General features: G+C 59.7%; 15 protein-coding genes. 9 read left to right on the top strand and 6 right to left on the bottom strand.

Annotated features, from left to right (window positions below):
• Window positions 1-95: 95 nt before the first annotated feature.
• The 3 genes from BSU04_RS17800 to BSU04_RS17790 all read right to left on the bottom strand — a co-directional run bounded on the left by BSU04_RS17800 (window position 96) and on the right by BSU04_RS17790 (window position 1,583).
• Window positions 96-362 carry a hypothetical protein gene (locus BSU04_RS17800; protein ID WP_089161843.1) on the bottom strand — a complete coding sequence of 89 codons (267 nt, stop codon included), beginning with the start codon at window positions 360-362 and terminating at the stop codon, window positions 96-98.
• A 277-nt stretch (window positions 363-639) separates the two neighbouring features.
• Window positions 640-1,092 carry a DUF4399 domain-containing protein gene (locus BSU04_RS17795; protein ID WP_089161842.1) on the bottom strand — a complete coding sequence of 151 codons (453 nt, stop codon included), beginning with the start codon at window positions 1,090-1,092 and terminating at the stop codon, window positions 640-642.
• Between the two features lie 59 nt (window positions 1,093-1,151).
• The gene (locus BSU04_RS17790; protein WP_089161841.1) at window positions 1,152-1,583 is read right to left on the bottom strand and encodes a DUF4399 domain-containing protein; all 432 of its coding nucleotides are present in this window, start codon (window positions 1,581-1,583) and stop codon (window positions 1,152-1,154) included.
• Window positions 1,584-1,994: 411 nt separating this feature from the next.
• Between BSU04_RS17790 and BSU04_RS17785 the strand changes: the two genes are divergently transcribed.
• Window positions 1,995-3,878, top strand: a complete 1,884-nt coding sequence (locus tag BSU04_RS17785) for an SUMF1/EgtB/PvdO family nonheme iron enzyme (protein ID WP_089161840.1) — start codon at window positions 1,995-1,997, stop codon at window positions 3,876-3,878.
• 30 nt (window positions 3,879-3,908) lie between these two features.
• Here BSU04_RS17785 and BSU04_RS17780 read toward each other — a convergent pair whose 3' ends face one another.
• A complete protein-coding gene (locus BSU04_RS17780; RefSeq protein ID WP_089161839.1) occupies window positions 3,909-5,936 on the bottom strand; it encodes a serine/threonine protein kinase in 2,028 nt (675 codons plus the stop codon).
• 379 nt (window positions 5,937-6,315) lie between these two features.
• On the opposite strand from BSU04_RS17780, the gene BSU04_RS17775 reads away from it, so the two are divergent.
• From BSU04_RS17775 to speG, 7 genes are all read left to right on the top strand, one after another.
• Window positions 6,316-6,582 (top strand): hypothetical protein, encoded by a 267-nt coding sequence (locus tag BSU04_RS17775; protein WP_062090870.1) that lies wholly within the window; start codon window positions 6,316-6,318, stop codon window positions 6,580-6,582.
• Window positions 6,583-6,663: 81 nt separating this feature from the next.
• Window positions 6,664-6,939 (top strand): hypothetical protein, encoded by a 276-nt coding sequence (locus BSU04_RS17770; protein ID WP_089161838.1) that lies wholly within the window; start codon window positions 6,664-6,666, stop codon window positions 6,937-6,939.
• Between the two features lie 137 nt (window positions 6,940-7,076).
• The gene (locus tag BSU04_RS17765; protein WP_089161837.1) at window positions 7,077-7,298 is read left to right on the top strand and encodes a hypothetical protein; all 222 of its coding nucleotides are present in this window, start codon (window positions 7,077-7,079) and stop codon (window positions 7,296-7,298) included.
• 175 nt (window positions 7,299-7,473) lie between these two features.
• A complete protein-coding gene (locus BSU04_RS17760) occupies window positions 7,474-8,868 on the top strand; it encodes a selenium-binding family protein (protein WP_089161836.1) in 1,395 nt (464 codons plus the stop codon).
• 37 nt (window positions 8,869-8,905) lie between these two features.
• A complete protein-coding gene (locus BSU04_RS17755) occupies window positions 8,906-9,547 on the top strand; it encodes a hypothetical protein (protein ID WP_256982937.1) in 642 nt (213 codons plus the stop codon).
• 329 nt (window positions 9,548-9,876) lie between these two features.
• Window positions 9,877-10,848, top strand: a complete 972-nt coding sequence (locus BSU04_RS17750; protein ID WP_089161835.1) for a LysR family transcriptional regulator — start codon at window positions 9,877-9,879, stop codon at window positions 10,846-10,848.
• 75 nt (window positions 10,849-10,923) lie between these two features.
• Window positions 10,924-11,466, top strand: coding sequence for a spermidine N1-acetyltransferase (speG, locus tag BSU04_RS17745; protein ID WP_089161834.1), 543 nt, complete (start codon window positions 10,924-10,926; stop codon window positions 11,464-11,466).
• A 113-nt stretch (window positions 11,467-11,579) separates the two neighbouring features.
• On the opposite strand, the gene BSU04_RS17740 is transcribed toward speG, so the two are convergent.
• Entirely contained in the window at window positions 11,580-12,713 is a 1,134-nt protein-coding gene (locus tag BSU04_RS17740) for a glycosyltransferase (protein WP_089161833.1), read from the bottom strand.
• A gap of 499 nt (window positions 12,714-13,212) precedes the next feature.
• Between BSU04_RS17740 and BSU04_RS17735 the strand changes: the two genes are divergently transcribed.
• Complete coding sequence (locus tag BSU04_RS17735) at window positions 13,213-16,314, top strand: autotransporter family protein (protein WP_089161832.1); 3,102 nt, start codon at window positions 13,213-13,215, stop codon at window positions 16,312-16,314.
• Window positions 16,315-16,506: 192 nt separating this feature from the next.
• Here the strand turns inward: BSU04_RS17735 and BSU04_RS17730 are convergent, their stop codons facing one another.
• The gene (locus tag BSU04_RS17730) at window positions 16,507-17,271 is read right to left on the bottom strand and encodes a histidine kinase dimerization/phospho-acceptor domain-containing protein (protein ID WP_089161831.1); all 765 of its coding nucleotides are present in this window, start codon (window positions 17,269-17,271) and stop codon (window positions 16,507-16,509) included.
• Window positions 17,272-17,278: the final 7 nt, after the last annotated feature.

Below are 17,278 nucleotides of genomic sequence, written 5' to 3'. Positions count from 1 at the left end.
GGGTAGATTGATTGCGGCTTGAAGACTTGCCGGCTCGGGGTTAAGGCTGGTGCGGCAGCGAAGGCCGGATGACCTTCGCTGCCGGCGCCTGACGATCAAAAGTTGACCGTGTTGTAGTTGTTGGCGGTTTGCGTCGGCTTGACCGTCGACGAGATACCGCTTGCAAACGCAACGTTGTTGCCGTTGTTGCTGATCGTGTTTTGCGACTGGCTGATCAACTGCTCCGCACCGAACGAGAGGTTGGTCGTCGAGCTGCTGTAGCTCGGCCAGAAGCCCGGCAGGTTGCCGCCACGCACGGCGGACATCGCGCGGCTGTCGAGTTCTTCGGTAACGGACAGGTCTTTGATCATGAGCGTTTTCATCACAGTTCTCCTGGGGGTAAAGCCATGGGCTTTGAAGGTTGGGTTGAGCATCATGTCTGCTCGCAGGACACTAATGCATGGCCCATGCCAGGCGTGACCGGCAGCCGCGCCCAAAGGCTCCTGAGCTTTACTGGTAAAGGACGTGCGCGATTAGTTCATGACCCCGGACGGTGGCCGCCCGCGAGTCACGCGGCACGCGCGTGATGGCCAGCAACCAACGCTTGTTCGATGAACTGTTGGTTCAAGCGCGACACACGCTGCGCGTGAACCGGTCCGATCATTTAACGTAGATCGTGATCTTCTTGGAATAGACGGGAGGGTTGTGCGGGACGTGCATGTAGTCGCCCATCAGTAATTGCAGCGTGTGCTTGCCGGGGGGCAACTCGAGTGTGGTCTCCGTTTCGCCCGCGCCGAAATGCAGGTGCTGGCGGTCCGAGGGAATCTCCTCATCGAACGACGAGGGCAGATCCGTGTCGATCAACAAATGATGGTGGCCCGTATTCGGATACTTCACGCCTCGCGGCGCGACGCCCATGTAACGCAAACCAAACCACACGCGAAATGGCTTGCCGGCTGGCAGCGTCTGACCATTGTTTGGATAGCCGATATACGCGTATGCATTGGCTGGCGCGGGAGTGGGGCCGGCCAGCGCGGCGCCGGATACGGACGCGGATAGCAGCGAGACCGCGATCGAGATCGAGATTGCCCCGGCAGCGCAAAATTTCTTCATGGCACACGCCCTCCGCTTAATCTGCAGCCCGCTTGAATATCCACACTGCGACACATGCTTCATCGCACGGTGATCGAGATCTTCTTCGAATAGATCGGGGGATCGTGCGGCACGTGGTTGTAGTCCCCCATGAGCAACTGCAGCGTGTGTTTGCCCGGCGGCAACTCGATTCGCGCATCGGTTTCACCTGCTCCGAAATGCAGGTGCTGGCGGTCCGAGGGGATCGCCTCATCGAACGGAGGCAACTCCGTATCGATTAGCAGGTGATGGTGTCCTACATTGGGGATGTTGACGCCCTTCGGGCACACGCCCATGTTGCGCAGGCCCATGCGGACCCAGAGTTTTCCGCCTGTGATGACCGCGCCGTCGGGCGGCCAGATGATGAATGCCTCCGCACCGGGGGGAGACGGTGTGCGCGCAGCCGGGAACGAACGCGACGGCATGAGCACCGTCATGAAAGCGAGCACGCCGAGGACGGTTCTTCTTTGCATTTTCGTATTCTCCCGAACCTTATGCACGGTTTTCTCTTTGTTAGCTTAGGACGGAATCAGTTAAAAAGACATGCCTCGAAGGAGTGCGATTCGACCTCTTGTCATGCGCGATTCAATCGATTATCTATTCGATATCGTCTGAATAATTAGGTATCCATCTTTTATCGCCGAGACAGGCTCGTCATAAAAGGCCAATCCCCGGGCTAATCACGACACGTTGCATCGTTACGCCGTCTTGACCACGTTGATATGAAGTAATTGCGTGCTATGGTTGATTGTGATGCTCGCCCATCGGACGATCGGATTCTGCGTGAGTGCTTGTTGCGCTCCCGCAGATCATGCGGCTCTGGCGCGGTTCCTTGAAGGTGCCGTCGAAAAAAGGCACGGGGTGTGATCATGTGGCGAAGACTCATGTGGAGAAATCTGTGGCTCGCGGTCCTGCTTGGGGCACTCGCGTTCAGCTGCGCCGCCGCTGAACAGAAGGGTGACGCGCGTCCACGCCGCCTTGCGCTGGTCATCGGCAATGCGAGCTATGAGGATCATTCGCTCACCAACGCCACGCGCGACGCGGCGGCAACTGGCGAGTTGCTGAGCCGGCTCGGCTTCGAGGTCATGACGTACGAGAACCTGGATCGCGCACGCATGAACGAAGCAGTTCACGAATTCAACAGGCGCCTGGCTGCGGGCGGTGTCGGCCTGCTCTATTTCGCCGGACATGCGATGCAGGTCGGCAAGTCCACGCTGCTGCTGCCGGTCGACGCGCAGGGTTCCCCCGCGGCTCCGATCACGCAGGGCATCGACTTGAACGGCATCCTCGCGGGCATGTCGGTGCCACGCAGCGATCAAGTCAATCTGGTCGTGCTCGATACCTGTCTGAACAATCCATACGACCCGGCCAACGTCAGCATCGTGCAGCCGCCCTCGCGGACGATTGTTGCGTATGCGACCGCACCCGGCACATACGCGGCCGACGGCACGCGACATGGCGCGTATACCGCCGCCTTGTTGCGCGCAATTGCCCAGCCGGGGCGAAATATGGAGGGCGTGCTAGACGATGCCGCGCGATTCGTGAGCCATGCGACGGAGGGGCGACAAGTACCGTGGATAGCTGAAGGACCGGCCGCAGCCGCAAGCGAATTCCAGTTCGCACCGTCCGCTGCGCAAGCGAGCGACAGCGGCAACGACCACAGCCGAAGCACGACGGCAACCGAAACCGTCGTCGCGTTTCAAAGCCGGGGGATTCTTCGTAAGGACAGCAACGAACAATACGAGCTCACCTTCTGGGAGTCGATCAAGGACAGCACCTACCCGAGCGACTACGAAGCCTATTTGAAGGCCTATCCTAACGGGCGCTTTGCCACGCTCGCTCATGCCCGTATTGATCGGCTTCGCGCTTCTGCTGCTGCTCCGAAGGCCCAATCACAAACGCAAACGCAGCCCGAGCATGCGCGCGCGGCAGCCCCGCCTGCATCCTCTTTAATGGCTCCCCCTGCGCCGGCGCCTGCGGAAAAATCGGTGGCCGCTTCCCCGCCGCCCACGCCTGCTTCCAAGCCAGCCCTCAAGACCGCCGCCTCCACTGCTGGCGAGATCAAGGACTGCGCCACCTGTCCGGCGCTGGTTGCGCTACCGGGCGGTACGTTCGAGATGGGCAGCAATTCCGACGATCCCGCCGAACGCCCCGTGCATCGGGTCAGCATTGGCCAGCCGTTCGCGATCGGCAAATACGAGGTGACCGTCGAGCAGTGGAACGCGTGCGCGGATGCAAGCGGGTGCCCGCGCATCGATATAGAAGGCAATCCCTCCAAGTCCACGCCCGTGCACAATCTGAGCTGGGACGACGCACAGGTCTACGTTAAATGGCTTAGCAAGACCACGGGCAAGACGTATCGCCTGCCGACCGAAGCCGAGTGGGAATATGCCGCGCGAGGCGGTACCACTACGACCTACTGGTGGGGCAACGAGATGCGCAAGGGTTACGCCGACTGCAAGGACTGCGGCGAGCCATGGCGCAAGGATAGCCCGGTGAACGTGGGCTCGTTCATGCCAAATCCCTTCGGACTCTTCGACATGAACGGCAGCGTCTGGGAATGGGTCGCTGACTGTTGGCACAGCTCGTATAAGGGCGCGCCGGCGGATGCCCGCGTGTGGGATGAGGCGGGCTGCCCGATGCGCGTCATCCGCGGCGGCTCATGGCCCGACGGCGGTGCTTACATGCAGTCGTCCACGCGGTTCAAATACAGCGCCAGCGTGCGGCAATCGCAAAACGGCCTGCGCGTGGCACGCGACATGAAATAACGGGGTCTTCACCGGGTCTTGAAGCGGACACTATTGTTTGCGGGGATGCGTGTCGATCTGAACGAGATCCACGGCGATCTTGTCGCGCCCGAATTTACTTGCGAGTTCGCCGAGCCGTTTTTCCACGGCACGTAAATAGTCCGCTCCCGACTCGCTGTCGGGCCTGAGCGCATCGAACAGGACTGCAGGCGTCACGAGCAGCACGATCATCTCCGAGCCGAACGGCTTCGATACGATCCAGTCGCCCGCGCTGCCGATAGTCGCGGCGTAGTTCGGTGGCGCCTGATTGTCTTTCGAACGTGCATTGGGCAGCAGGTGGACTACGCTGCCATCGAGTTGGTAATAGTCGATATTGACCCATGAATCGTAAGGTGGCGTGGTGACCTGAACGACTAGCGGCTGGCCTTCGGTCAACTGCGTATTCTGATTCCGGGTTTGAATCGACGCGGGCCGGATAGCCCTCAAGTAAGGCGAGATCAGCTTGAGGATGTCACATTTATCGTTGTCGACTTCCTGCACCTGTACGCGCGGATTGACGACGCCTGGTATCTCGTTCAGCGTGCTGCGCAACTTCTGCGCGCCATAGCTTTGACCTATATAGCCGGTCACACTAAGCGCCTGGTCTTGCACCGATGCCACCAGTGCCGAACACGGCACACTCGCAAGCACGGGGGTGAGCGTCGCGAGCGAAAGCGCGGGGACAATCGGCATGGCCGGCGCCGCCGCGACCTTTTCAGGGACGGCAGCGACTTTCTCCAGCGGCACGGCGCGATGCGACGACGCATAGAAATAGCCGCCCGCCGCCACTACCGCGAGCGTGCCCGCCGAGACAGCCGCCTTGACTGCGGCGCCCGACATACCGCTACGTTTTGGGGTCTCGCCGAATTCCTGCAGAAAGTGCGTGACCGTCGGCATGCGCGCTTCCCGCTCGAATGCAAGCGACGTCCTGAGCGCCCGCCATTGCCGCGTCCCCAGACCATCGGGACGCTGTGGCTTGAGGCCGGAGCTGCGTGCCTGGGTTGCGGGCACACGGTCGAAGGGGTGCCGCCCGGTCAGCAGTTCGTAGGTCGTGCAGCCGAGCGCATAGATGTCGTCGCGGGGATCAGGCTCACGATGTTCGAGCATCTCCGGGCTCGCATAAGCGGGCGTCAGCGCGCCGAGACTGCCGGGGTCGAAGATGGTCGCGTCGGTCTCTTCTTCAGGCCGCTGGAACACGCGGGCGATACCAAAGTCGATGACCTTCACCTCGGCGGTGTCGGTCAGGAATACGTTGGCGGGTTTGAAATCGCAATGCACGAAACCGCGCTCGTGTGCGTAGGCCAAAGCGTTCGCCATGCCTTTGAAGATCGGCAACGCCTCTGCATATGACATGCCCTTGAACGCCGGAGCCCGCAAGATCCGGCTCAGCGGCTGACCGGACAAATATTCCATCGTCAGGTAAACGACCGGGCCGTCGCGATCGAAGTCGTACACCGTGACGATGTTTCGATGCCCCAGCGCCTGCGCCTTCTTGGCTTCGCGCTGCAGTGCAATGAGCGATTTTGGATTACCCCGGAACTGAAGATTCAACACCTTGATCGCGATGTACGGGCGGCGATCGGATGCTTCGAGCTTGCGCAGGTCGAGCGCCTTGTAGACGGTCCCCATGCCGCCCACACCGAGACATTCCTCGAGCACGAAGCGCCCGTTGAGGGTGTCACCGATTTCCTTCACTTGATCCGTGCCCGACATCACGAAGTCGCGCGCGGACGAGGAAGATGAGGCGGACTGCGAAGAGGGGTTCGAGCGTTGTTGCAACGCGCCTGGCGAAGTCTGCAAGCGAGTTTCATCGGAATTTGCGCCGTAGCTTGCCAGCGACGCCTGCTCGATCCTTCGATGCACGGCCGCATAAAGATCGGCAGGCAGCGGCGTTATGGCTTGTTCTTCGCGGAGTATTTCCAGCAGGCGTCCGGTCGAGGTGTCGTCGACAGACAACGCGCTGTCGACGAGTATTAGAAACTCATCATGCGACGCACCGCTGCTTTGGAAGGTTCGGATAGCTTGCGCAAGACTGGTCATCTCTACGGCTCGTACGCGGCTCCATAGTGAATATATCGTCTGTAGTTACCCGCACTCGCAGTGATTCGATACTAGGTGACAGCCCTGCCTTTCGCAATATGGTTTCGCTGCGGATGTTCGATTGGGCACATGTTGTTGCAGGCCCAACAGATTGGGCTCCGGCTGTTGGCCGAAAGCCGTCATGCGTTTTGAATGCCAGTCCGCTCACGTGCATGACGCCAGCCTTCCCCATTGCGCCGAGCCTTGTTCCACAAGCCTTTCCAGATTATTTGATTGGGCGCCGACACTTCTGGCATAGGCCATGCATTAGTGTCCTGCGAGCAGACAAGATGCTCACCAACCTCTAAAGCCACCTGGCTTAACCCTTAGGAGAACTGCCATGAAATCACTGACCATCAAAGACCTTTCCGTCACCGAAGAACTCGACAGCCGCGCCATGTCCGCCGTACGCGGTGGCAACCTGCCCGGCTACTGGCCTGGCGTCAACGTGTCGTCGTACGAAGCTTCGTTCGATGCCACTCAATTGATCAGCCAGTCGCAAAACACCTTGAACAACAACGGCAACAACGTTGCGTTCGCAAGCGGCATTCACTCGACAGTCGACCCGAAGCAGACCGCGACCAATAAGAACACGATCAACTTCTGAAGCTGCGCGCCAACCCGGAGGCCTCGCGGTCTCCAGGTTGCCCGTTCAGTCCGCCCTTATTTTTTACCTTGGAGCACCGCCATGTCGTCCATCGCAATACACGATTTGTCTCACAGCCGGGATCTGGACCGCAACGCCATGTCGGACCTGCGCGGCGGCAACTCATCGCCTGCCAACGCCGGTTCTTATGCCTACGTCAACGTCGCAGTGAACCCGACCGAAAACATCGTTCAGTATCAAAACGTAGAGGTCAATGCACTCAACAACGTCGGCGTGATCGGAGCCGGCTTCGGACCGCTGCACCTGAACGTCAGTCCGTCCCAGTACGCGACCACCGGTTCGGCTATCGCTTTTTGAAGCATGGGCAATGCAGGTCTGCATGCATCGACATGCGCTGCGGGAAGTCTCTTCCCGCAGCGCATCCGGCGTTTTCGGACCGCCTAAATTGCCTATACTAGGTTGAATGGAAACCCTCACCCTCCCTGGATGACATCATGGCCGCAATTCTGATCAAGGATCTACCCGACAGCGTGGAACTCGACAAGCAAGCGATGAGCGCGATTGTCGGCGGTGCCAGGACCCGCACTAGCAAGACGCTTCGCACGTACGCAACACCGGCGAGCGGCACGAGGATCGTCAATTTTCCGGCCAGCCAGATTGGAGTCGCCGCGGTGCAACCCACGGCCAAAACCACAGGACGGAAGGCGCGCAAATAGAGCCTGGCGCATATCGCCATACGGTATTCCCTTAGAAGAAATCAAGCTTTTGCCGCTAAACCGCTCGATCAATGGAAAGCTGGAAACAAGGTATATTTGCCCGGTAGGTTTGCGGGTAATCCTTGGTACGGCTTCTACCGGGCCACCAAGGAACCACGTTCCCTGGAGAAATGCCATGGCAAATTGGACACCGGATCCAACGTTCTATCCCTCCCCGCGGATGGCCATGAAGGCCCCGCACGAAACCATCGCGTATGTCGCGAGTTTCGATCCCACGCGACAGGTTCCGGACGCCATTGCCGTTATAGACGTGGACCCCGCCTCCCCCAGCTATTCGCAGGTGATCAGCAACGTTGCCATGCCCAACACGGGCGACGAACTTCATCATTTCGGCTGGAATGCCTGCAGTTCCTGCTTATGTCCGAATGCACCCCACCCGCACGCCGAGCGTCGCTATCTGGTCGTGCCCGGCTTGCGATCGTCGAGAATTCATATCCTCGACACCAAGGCCGACCCGCGTAACCCTAAAATCGTGCGCGTGCTGGAGCCAGCGGAAGTCGCCGAAAAAGCGGGCTACACTCGTCCCCATACGGTTCACTGCGGACCCGAGGGTATCTACGTAGCCGCGTTGGGGAATGCACAAGGCGAAGCGCCGGGCGGCATTTTCCTGATGGACCACGAGACCTTCGACATACGTGGTCAATGGGAAATAGATCGGGGTCCTCAGCAACTATCCTACGACGTCTGGTGGCACCTCGGACACGATACCCTGGTCACGAGCGAATGGGGCTTGCCTGCCACATTCGAAAACGGCCTCGTGCCGGAAATCCTGATAGGGGGCCAGTACGGGCACAAGCTGCATTTCTGGGACCTGCATACACGAAAGCATAAACAGGAAATCGATTTCGGCGCGGAGAACCAGCTCGTGTTCGAACTGCGTCCAGCCCACGATCCCACCAGGGCATACGGCTTCGTCAACTCCGTGATCAGCCTGAACGATTTATCCGCATCTATCTGGACGTGGTACCGCGACGGTGACAAATGGAGCGTCAAGAAGATCATCGAGATTCCGGCTGAGCCTGCCAACCCCGATCTGTTGCCACCCATGCTGAAGGGTTTCGGTGCAGTGCCTCCGCTTGTCACCGATATCGACCTGTCGATGGACGACCGCTTTCTCTACGTCGCGTGCTGGGGAACCGGCGACTTGCGGCAATACGACGTGTCTGATCCCTTCGCGCCAAAGCTCACCGGGACCGTGCGAATTGGCGGCATCGTCTCGCGCGAATCCCATCCAAAGGCTGCCGGACGACCCTTGAACGGCGGACCGCAGATGGTCGAGGTCAGTCGCGATGGCCGCCGCGTGTATTTCACCAACTCGCTATACGGCGCTATCGACGACCAGTTTTATCCCGATGGTCTCAACGGCTGGATGGTAAAGCTCGATGCGGCACCCGAGGGCGGTATCGAATTCGATCCGCGCTTTCTGGTCGAGTGGCCTTCCACGCACCGGCCGCATCAGGTGCGGCTCGAGGGCGGCGATTGTTCGTCGGACTCGTATTGTTATCCGTGAACCGCTGCGCTCCCAAAGCGCTCACGTCAGGCGCGCCATGAACATGGCATGGGCCGGGACGGGCCACGCATGGGAGTGGTTTGCCATTGCAGGGCTCGGGGTCTTTCATGGAATCAACCCGGCGATGGGCTGGCTGTTCGCGGTCGCCCTCGGTCTGCATCGGCATAGTCGCAAGGCCGTCCTGCTAGCGATCCCGCCCATGGCACTGGGCCATGCACTTTCTATCGGTATAGTGGCCGCGCTCGTGCTCACTACAGGGATGGTCGTGGATAGCCATCTTATCCGCATCGCAAGCGGCGCCCTGCTCGTCGCCTGGGCGGCTTACCAGGTTCGCTACGGACACCGGCACCGCGTACGGGTTGGCATGACGGCCGGTTTCGCCGGCCTCGTCCTCTGGTCGTTCCTGATGGCGAGCGCACACGGCGCCGGCCTCATGCTGATCCCGGCGCTGATCCCCTTGTGCGGGTCCATGGCGGGCCTATCCTCCGGAGGGCTCCTGGTCTCGCTCGCCGCTGTCGGCCTGCATACGCTGGCCACCTTGCTCGTGACAGGGGCCATTGCGCTGCTGGTATACGACTGGCTGGGCGTGGGCGTGCTCAGGCGCGGCTGGATCAACTTCGACAGGCTCTGGACCATCGGGCTCGCGGGCACGGGCGTGTTGCTGATCGCCACGGCTTAGCAACCGAACGCCGGATTGCTCGCCCGGCTCCGGGAAGCGCCTATCATTCATCACTCGGACGCCAAACCAGGCGACAGTTGCCAAGCGGCGATAATGTGGCTTGCGCAGTCTGCCCGCCCGACAGTCACGATCAGCTACGATTGACGTCCACGGCCTGCGGGACGCGTCCCCGCTGCGGGTTTCGCCTGATCCCGATAGAGAATCCGCGCCTTCCCTTAACCACAACCTTGTTTGTCACCAAGCGAAAACAACAATGAAAAAGACGCCCGTTTATCCAGTAAGCGAAAAAGCTTTCAGTGTTGTTTTAATTCACGCATAGGCATACCGCGATGGCTCAAAGCTACTCGAACTGGTTTGTGCGCGCGCGCCTCAAGACGCGGCAGTTGATGCTGCTCGCGGCCATGGAAGAAGAAGGCAACGTGCGCCGCGCTGCCGATGTCCTCGGCATGACGCAGCCGGCTGCATCGCGTTTATTGAAGGAACTGGAGGACGTGCTGGAGGTGCGGCTTTTCGACCGCACGCCTCACGGAATGCACGCCACGCTGTATGGCGAAGTGATGATTCGGCATGCACGCATGGTGCTCTCGAATCTGGATCAGGCGCACGACGAGATCTCCGCGTTGCGCGCGGGACTCGCGGGGCAGGTGCAGATTGGCGCGATAGCGGCTGCCGCCGCGACCATGGTGCCGCTTGCCATCGCACGCGTGAAGGCGCTTTATCCGCAATTGCAGATATGGCTGCAAGTGGAGACTTCAGACGTGATGCTGCCGCTGGTTGCGGAGGGCCACCTCGACATCATGATCGGCCGCGTACTCGAGCGACAAGGCCAGTTCAAGGATGCGGTGCGTTACGAGCCTATTGCGGAGGAACCGCTTTGCGTGGTCGTACGCCCCGGGCATCCGCTCGAACAGGCGACCGGCCTGACCATGCATGACATTGTCAATGCGGGCTGGGTTCTCCATCCACCCGGCAGCGTGCTTCGGCACAGATTCGACATGGTGTTTTCGCAGATCGGTCTCGGTTCACCGCAAAATGTGGTGAACACCAACAACATCCTCGCCATTTCGGGCATCTTGCTGCAGAGCGACATGCTCGCTGTGATGCCCGAAGAGGTTGCGCGGCAATACGAGGAATTCGGCACGCTCAAACGGCTGGCTATTGAATTGCCCTGCCGCATGGATGCATTCGGCATCATCACGCGGCAAACGCAACTATTGTCGCCCGCGGCAACCGTCGTGCTTCAGGCGCTGCACGATGCCGCGCTCGAGGTGTATGGCGCGCGGCAGGATGCCATCGCCTAGAGCCTGCGAGCCACCGGGTCGCGCAGGCGCATAAGTTATATTGCAGGTCGATCCACCATTCGCGGAGTGTTACCCATGATCATCGAAGAGAACAATCAGCTCATGCTGCGGCCACTCGAACGTACCGATCTCCACTTCGTCCACAGCCTGAACAACAACGCAAAGATCATGCGTTACTGGTTCGAAGAACCCTACGAAACGTTCTCTGAGTTGTCGCAACTATACGATCGCCACGTCCACGATTTGCGTGAGCGCCGCTTCGTTGCCGTCGACAAGGCGGGCGAGACGGTAGGGCTCGCAGAATTGATCGAGCTTGATTACATCCATAGGCGCGGCGAGTTCCAGATCATCATTGCGCCCGGTGCTCAAGGCCAGGGATATGCAACCAGTGCGACCTTGCTCGCCACCGACTATGCATTTTCCGTGCTCAATCTGCGCAAGCTCTATCTGATAGTGGATGTGTCAAATCAGTCGGCCATTCACGTCTACGAGAAGTGCGGCTTCAAACAGGAAGCGGAATTGATCGAAGAGTTTTTTGGCAACGGCCGGTATCACAATGCGTATCGCATGTGCATTTTCCAGCACGATTTCCTTAAGCAAACGCAGGCGTGCAAGTAAGCACAGGCTGCCCGCGATCGCTTCGGCGAGTGGGTCAGATACTCCCGCCCTGCGGCTGCTGTTTTCAGGCGCTAAGTTGCCGCTTGAGCAGCTTAAGCCGCCTGACCTGCGGCCTACGCACGCGCAAGCGATTCCACCCGCTCTTTCGACTGTGCCTGGTTCAGCATTTGCTTAGTCAGCGTGACATGTTGCCGGGCGAAACCGCGCGTCGTCAGATCCTTCGATACCAGCTCCTGCTGCGCACGACGAATCCGCGCGGTCGTGCCTTCGGGATCGGCGCCTAACGCAGCGACAGTCTCGCGCAGGCTTTGTGCATCGTGGACCGGTACGTATGAGACGGCGTCATCGGAGAAATAGTCGGACAGACCACCTATGCCCGTTGCCACCACCGCCTTGCCAGCCATCACCGCTTCGAGCAAAACCGTGATGCCCGACGCATGATGATTGGGATGAAGCGGTACGACGATCACATCGGCCCATTCATAGAGCGCACGTTGCTCTGCTAACCCCGACACGGGCGCGACCACAATGTTATCCGGCCGATCGGGACGCGTGACCTTGCGCTGGGTCGCCAGCCGCGCGCTAAAGCGCTTATCGTTTTCGAACGCGGCCATGAAAGTTTGCCAATCGCGATCACGATCGTTACCAATGGCCGCCACGCGCAACGGTTCATGAGGATGCCACTCCGACACCGGCTGCAAAGGGAAATCGTCGGTGCTGATGCCGTAGAGAACCACCGTTGCTTCGCGGTTCCAGAATTTTTTCACTAGCACGGCGTTGTCGTGAGTTAGCGTGGTCAGCAGGTTCGCCTGGCTTAGCAGCTTCTTGAAGATCACGCGTTTGAATACGCCAAGCGATTCCCATATGTCGAGCAGCCACACGCTTTGTGCAAGCAGAAGCGGTTTATTCGGACCACGCTTGAACATAAGCAATAGCGCCGCCGATAGATACTCGCGCTCCGTATGCGTCCAGATCACATCTGCCTCAAGCAGCGCCGCACGGTTGCGAAACGTATGAATGAGATCGCAACCAAGAAGCGCTTTCAAGCCGCGTCGAATAGTGCGGAGAACACGTCCTTCGGGATGATCCTGGGAATACGAAAGCGCCATCGCCTCCGACTCGGCGTGATGATAACCGTACAAGCACCCAACATTCTCGTCCTTGCGATACTGGCTCGGATCGACACCGTAGTAAAGGTGAACATGAATGTTAGCAGGCCCATTCGCCGCCGTCCTTTTCGCTCCCATATACCCCTCGATATCACCACTTGCTCAAGCGCCTGACGCGCCGAAAAACGCATGGTACCGATGCATGGACGCAGAGGGAACGCCCTGAAGCAAGACATTCGCGTTCAAGCGATGGGTATCCCACACAACGCGTTGCATCTGCGTTGCGTGTTCGGCAGCGCTCATAGCGCACGAGCGGACTCTGCTATTTAAAGCCCGCGCACAAGCAACTAAGCAACCAAGCAACTAGGCAACTTGGCGCTCAAGACTAAGACGCAGCCTGCTCTCCACTGACGAACAACCGCCTCGTTTCCTGGCCACCGCTCCGTGCATCTCTCCTCGACTTAACAACAATTGACAAATACCCAAGCCCTTTTTGCGAATTAAAGCGCGATGCTGCACAAAGCCGGTATTACACGGTAAGGTTTCCAAGCTCCTTTGTTCGGCTCGCCACATTCACCAGATAGGCTGCTTGTTAAATTCCGCCCGCTTTTACAGATAACAAACACCGGGGCGGTTCATGTCTAATCCAGTTCGTTTGCGAGCGATCTCGCTTGCACCATCACTGCTGCTGATTCCTTTTCTCCTGAGTCCCATTGCGGCGGCAGCAGCATGTGCCGTGAACGGCCTCAATACGGTTTGCGATTCAACCTCGCCGAACCCGTGGACCGCGACCATCGGTACCGGCTATGTAGCGGGCAACGACAATCAAACAGTTGTTGTCCAGAACGGCGCGACGATTACGACGCAAGATGCATCGGCAATCAGTCTCGCCAACAACGCCAACATCACGGTTCAGTCGGGCGGCACGGTCAGCAATTACGCTGTCAATTCGCACGGCAACTATGGCACCGGCGCGAACACCATCGAGTTCCAGGACAACGGTACGCTGACCGTGCAAGCCGGCGGCAAGGTGCTGTCCAACGGCACGCAGGACATTGCCGAGGCCGTGAACATACAAGGCCAGGGCAACGTCATTATCAACAACGGTTTGATCCAGGCGATCAACGCCAGCGCCATCTGGTTCCAGAACAAGGTTGGCGGCAACACGGTCATCAATAATGAAACCGGCGTGATCCAGTCGCCCGGCAGCGTGATTGGTTCGAGCGGCGATGCCCCTATCGATTTCACCAACAAGGGCAGCGTGATTGGTGACATCGTGTTCTCGGGTGGCGACGACATCATGCGCATCTACACCGGCTCGTCGGTGACGGGCACGATCGACGGCGGCGCGGGCAACAACCAGTTGTTCCTGAGCGGACTCGGGGTGGACACGCTGACCGGCAACATTGTCAACTTCCAGGCGCTCATCAAGACCGACACGGGTACGTGGACCGTCAACGGCATCCCGGCCGGCGTGCAAAGTGCTGAAGTGGCAGGTGGTACGCTGATCCTGACGGGTGATAACAGCACCTACACGGGCCAGATGCTAGTCGATGCAGCGGGTACGCTTCAAGCCCGGGCACAGAGCCTGCCGGCCGCGATTACCGACAACGGACTGGTCCGCTTCGCGCAAACCGACGACGGCACCTACGCAGGCTTGTTGAGCGGCACGGGCTCGATCGAAAAAACCGGCGCTGGCACGCTGTTCCTCGCGCCCGCTACAACCGGCGGCAACACGTATTCAGGCGGCACGCTGATCACGCAAGGCACGCTGAATATCGCAGCTGATAACGCACTGGGCGCCACCACGGGTGGCCTCACGTTCAACGGCGGCACGCTGCAACTCAACAACGACCTCGACCTCGCCTCGACCCGCGCAATCTCGATCGGTGCGAATGGCGGGACAATCGACACGCAGCAATATTCGTCGACGCTCTCGCAAGCGGTGACCGGTACCGGCTCGTTGACAAAGCTGGGCAGCGGCATGCTCACCATGAACGGCATGAGCACCTACGGCGACACGAATCTGCTGGAAGGGTCCCTTGCAGTCGGCGACGCACAGCACAATCTGGCGAGCATCGGCACGGGCACGACGACCGTCGCTTTCGGCGCCACGCTTGGCGGTTTTGGCACCGTGCTTGGCTCTGTGACGAACTCGGGCACGATCGCGGCGGCGAACGCCTTGCCCGCTTTCTCTGCATCGACGACCGGCACCTTTGCGATCCGGGGCGATCTCACCAATAACGCCACGATCAACCTGGCGGCCGCATCGGGCACGCCGGGCAACGTGCTGAATGTGAGCGGCAACTACGTCGGCAACAACGCGCAGTTGATCGTGAACACCGTGATGAACGCGGGCGGCGCGCCGTCCAACCAGTTCACCGATCAGCTGGTCATTGGCGGCGACGCGAGCGGCAGCACGACCGTGACGGTGCGTCCGAGCGGGCTGGGTGCGCTGACGGTAGGCGATGGCATCAAGCTCGTCCAGGTGAACGGCAGCGCGGCTGCCAGTACCTTCCATATGCTTGCGCCGGTTCAGGCCGGGGCATACCAGTATCTGTTGTATCAAGGCGGCTCGGGCCGTCCCGACGACTTCTACTTGCGCTCGTCGCTTGAGAGCGTGCCGGTAACGCCTCCTGTGACGCCGCCGGTTACGCCGACGCCACCAACCACGCCTGCCAACCCTGGCGCGGTTGTTACGCCGGTGACGCCGATCGTGTCCGCGGGCACGCCCGCCTCCACGCCCGCAGTCCAGCCTTCGGCCATCGCGTATCGCCCTGGCGTGGTCGGCTACACGATGACGCCGTCGCTCAATCTCGACTACGGTTTCTCGATCATGAACCGGCTGCATGAACGTGTTGGCGATGTCGCGAGTCTCGAGAATGCGCAGGGAACGTATGGCAACGGCGTCTGGGGACGTATCGGCGGGCAGAGCCTGAACGCCAACTCGGGCGACCGTTTCTCCGGCGATGAGCGCACGTTCTTCGCGGAGTTCGGCAAGGACTGGACGCTCTCGACGAACCCGGCCGGCGGCAGCACGCATGCGGGCGTGACGGTGACCATCGGCTCGTCGTCGGCAACGTTCGAAGACAGCGCACGCAGTCTCAACCCGGCGCTGACAACCGCTACAGGCTCAGTCGAGACGCAGGCACAATCGCTTGGCGGCTACTGGACCAAGTACTTGCAAGACGGCAGCTACTTCGACGCCGTCGCGCAGCTCACCCACTATCACAACAAGTACGGCGATGTGTACGGTGGCGGCGCTTCACAAAACGGCGTTGGCACGGGCCTGTCCGGCGAAGTGGGCAAGCCGTTGCTGATCGGATCGACGACGATTGCGATCGAGCCGCAAGCCCAGTTGATGTACCAGTACCTGCATCTGAACAGCTTCGACGATGGCATCTCGCCGGTATCGGGCACATCGAGCAACGCGTTGCGCGGACGGGTCGGCTTCCGGATCTTCAAGGCGAACCTGACCAATGACACGAAGACGGGGACAGCCACGCCCTACTTCACTGCCGACGTACTGCACGACTTCCTGAATCCGGGCAACACGGCAGTGGATGGCGCGTCGTTCAACAGCGGCCTGTCGAAGACCTGGTATGAAGTCGGCGTGGGTGTCACCACGAGCATGAGCAAGTCGTCGGAGATGTACGCCAACGTCAAGTACTCCCGCAATATTGGCGGCGATTATCGTCAGGGCGTGTTTGGTCAGGTTGGATACAGATACAGCTGGTAAGCGACCTGCGCCGGTGCGGATGTCCGGTGCGAGTAGTTGCCTAGTGTTTGTTGTTCAGTTAAGCCCTTGTCAGAAAAGCCGCTCTCGGAAACGAGCGCGGCTTTTCTTTTTTCCTGGTCAGCTAGAACGAAACAATAAACTGGGTTCCAGTCGCCAACGTCCTGACGGACAGTTTCCAATTGTGCGCCAGCGCTATCTCTTTGCAGATCGACAGGCCCAGGCCGGCGCCGTCGTGTTGAGCATTGGGCGCGCGCCAAAAACGCTCAGCAGGAGTTGCCGGACCTGTCGCGCCATCAAATCGATTTCGCGGAACAGCAAATCCTTGTTCTCAACCTCGGGCTGCAACTCGATTTGTCCTCTTATCAAAGTCAGCGGCGTTTGAAGTTCATGCGCAGCCGAGGCGAGAAATTGCTGTTGTACCGCGAAGCCGTTCTCGAGGCGCGCCAGCGCATCATTGAACGCGATAAGAATAGGTTTGATCTCGCTGGGAACGCCCTTGATGGAAAGCCGCATGCGAAGGTTCTGCGGAGTGATTGAAGCGGCGGAATCCGATGCAACACGCAGAGGCCGCAACACGCGGCGAACAGTGAACGTCAAGGTCAGGCCGAAGATAATTGTCGCGATCAGCAAGGTATACCCCACGATCTCCGGAATCGGTTCGATCCTCTCGCCAAGCACGGCCTTATTGAACGCGACACTCGCCGCGCTTTGTACAAAGAACGGCGTTTGTCCGTGCATGATCGCCAGTGTTACGACATCAAATGGCTTGCCGTTAATGGTCACGCGTTTCATGGCGCCAAGGGAGCTTGTCAAATCACCGGCGTCCCAGGAGGCGTTATGGAGCGCGCCACGGGACGCCAGAAGCACGTGTCCGGAAGCATCGAGCGCGCGATACAGCAATTCGGTCGATGCGAAATCGAAGAGCCACGTCGCGCGCTCGTCGAGGTCTATTGACACCGGTCGC

Origin of the sequence: Caballeronia sordidicola, from assembly GCF_002220365.1 — a bacterium.
In the GTDB taxonomy this organism is placed as follows: domain Bacteria; phylum Pseudomonadota; class Gammaproteobacteria; order Burkholderiales; family Burkholderiaceae; genus Caballeronia; species Caballeronia sordidicola_C.
Note: the sequence above shows the minus strand (reverse complement) of the source record. Positions and strands in the feature narration are given on the sequence as shown.

Excerpts from the sequence above, each read along its gene's own strand:
- BSU04_RS17750 (WP_089161835.1), top strand. The coding sequence starts at position 9,877 with ATGGCTCAAAGCTACTCGAACTGGTTTGTGCGCGCGCGCCTCAAGACG.
- BSU04_RS17755 (WP_256982937.1), top strand. The coding sequence starts at position 8,906 with ATGAACATGGCATGGGCCGGGACGGGCCACGCATGGGAGTGGTTTGCC.
- BSU04_RS17735 (WP_089161832.1), top strand. The coding sequence starts at position 13,213 with ATGTCTAATCCAGTTCGTTTGCGAGCGATCTCGCTTGCACCATCACTG.
- BSU04_RS17795 (WP_089161842.1), bottom strand. The coding sequence starts at position 1,092 with ATGAAGAAATTTTGCGCTGCCGGGGCAATCTCGATCTCGATCGCGGTC.
- BSU04_RS17760 (WP_089161836.1), top strand. The coding sequence starts at position 7,474 with ATGGCAAATTGGACACCGGATCCAACGTTCTATCCCTCCCCGCGGATG.
- BSU04_RS17800 (WP_089161843.1), bottom strand. The coding sequence starts at position 362 with ATGAAAACGCTCATGATCAAAGACCTGTCCGTTACCGAAGAACTCGAC.
- BSU04_RS17780 (WP_089161839.1), bottom strand. The coding sequence starts at position 5,936 with ATGACCAGTCTTGCGCAAGCTATCCGAACCTTCCAAAGCAGCGGTGCG.
- BSU04_RS17790 (WP_089161841.1), bottom strand. The coding sequence starts at position 1,583 with ATGCAAAGAAGAACCGTCCTCGGCGTGCTCGCTTTCATGACGGTGCTC.
- BSU04_RS17740 (WP_089161833.1), bottom strand. The coding sequence starts at position 12,713 with ATGGGAGCGAAAAGGACGGCGGCGAATGGGCCTGCTAACATTCATGTT.
- BSU04_RS17770 (WP_089161838.1), top strand. The coding sequence starts at position 6,664 with ATGTCGTCCATCGCAATACACGATTTGTCTCACAGCCGGGATCTGGAC.
- BSU04_RS17765 (WP_089161837.1), top strand. The coding sequence starts at position 7,077 with ATGGCCGCAATTCTGATCAAGGATCTACCCGACAGCGTGGAACTCGAC.
- speG (WP_089161834.1), top strand. The coding sequence starts at position 10,924 with ATGATCATCGAAGAGAACAATCAGCTCATGCTGCGGCCACTCGAACGT.
- BSU04_RS17785 (WP_089161840.1), top strand. The coding sequence starts at position 1,995 with ATGTGGAGAAATCTGTGGCTCGCGGTCCTGCTTGGGGCACTCGCGTTC.
- BSU04_RS17775 (WP_062090870.1), top strand. The coding sequence starts at position 6,316 with ATGAAATCACTGACCATCAAAGACCTTTCCGTCACCGAAGAACTCGAC.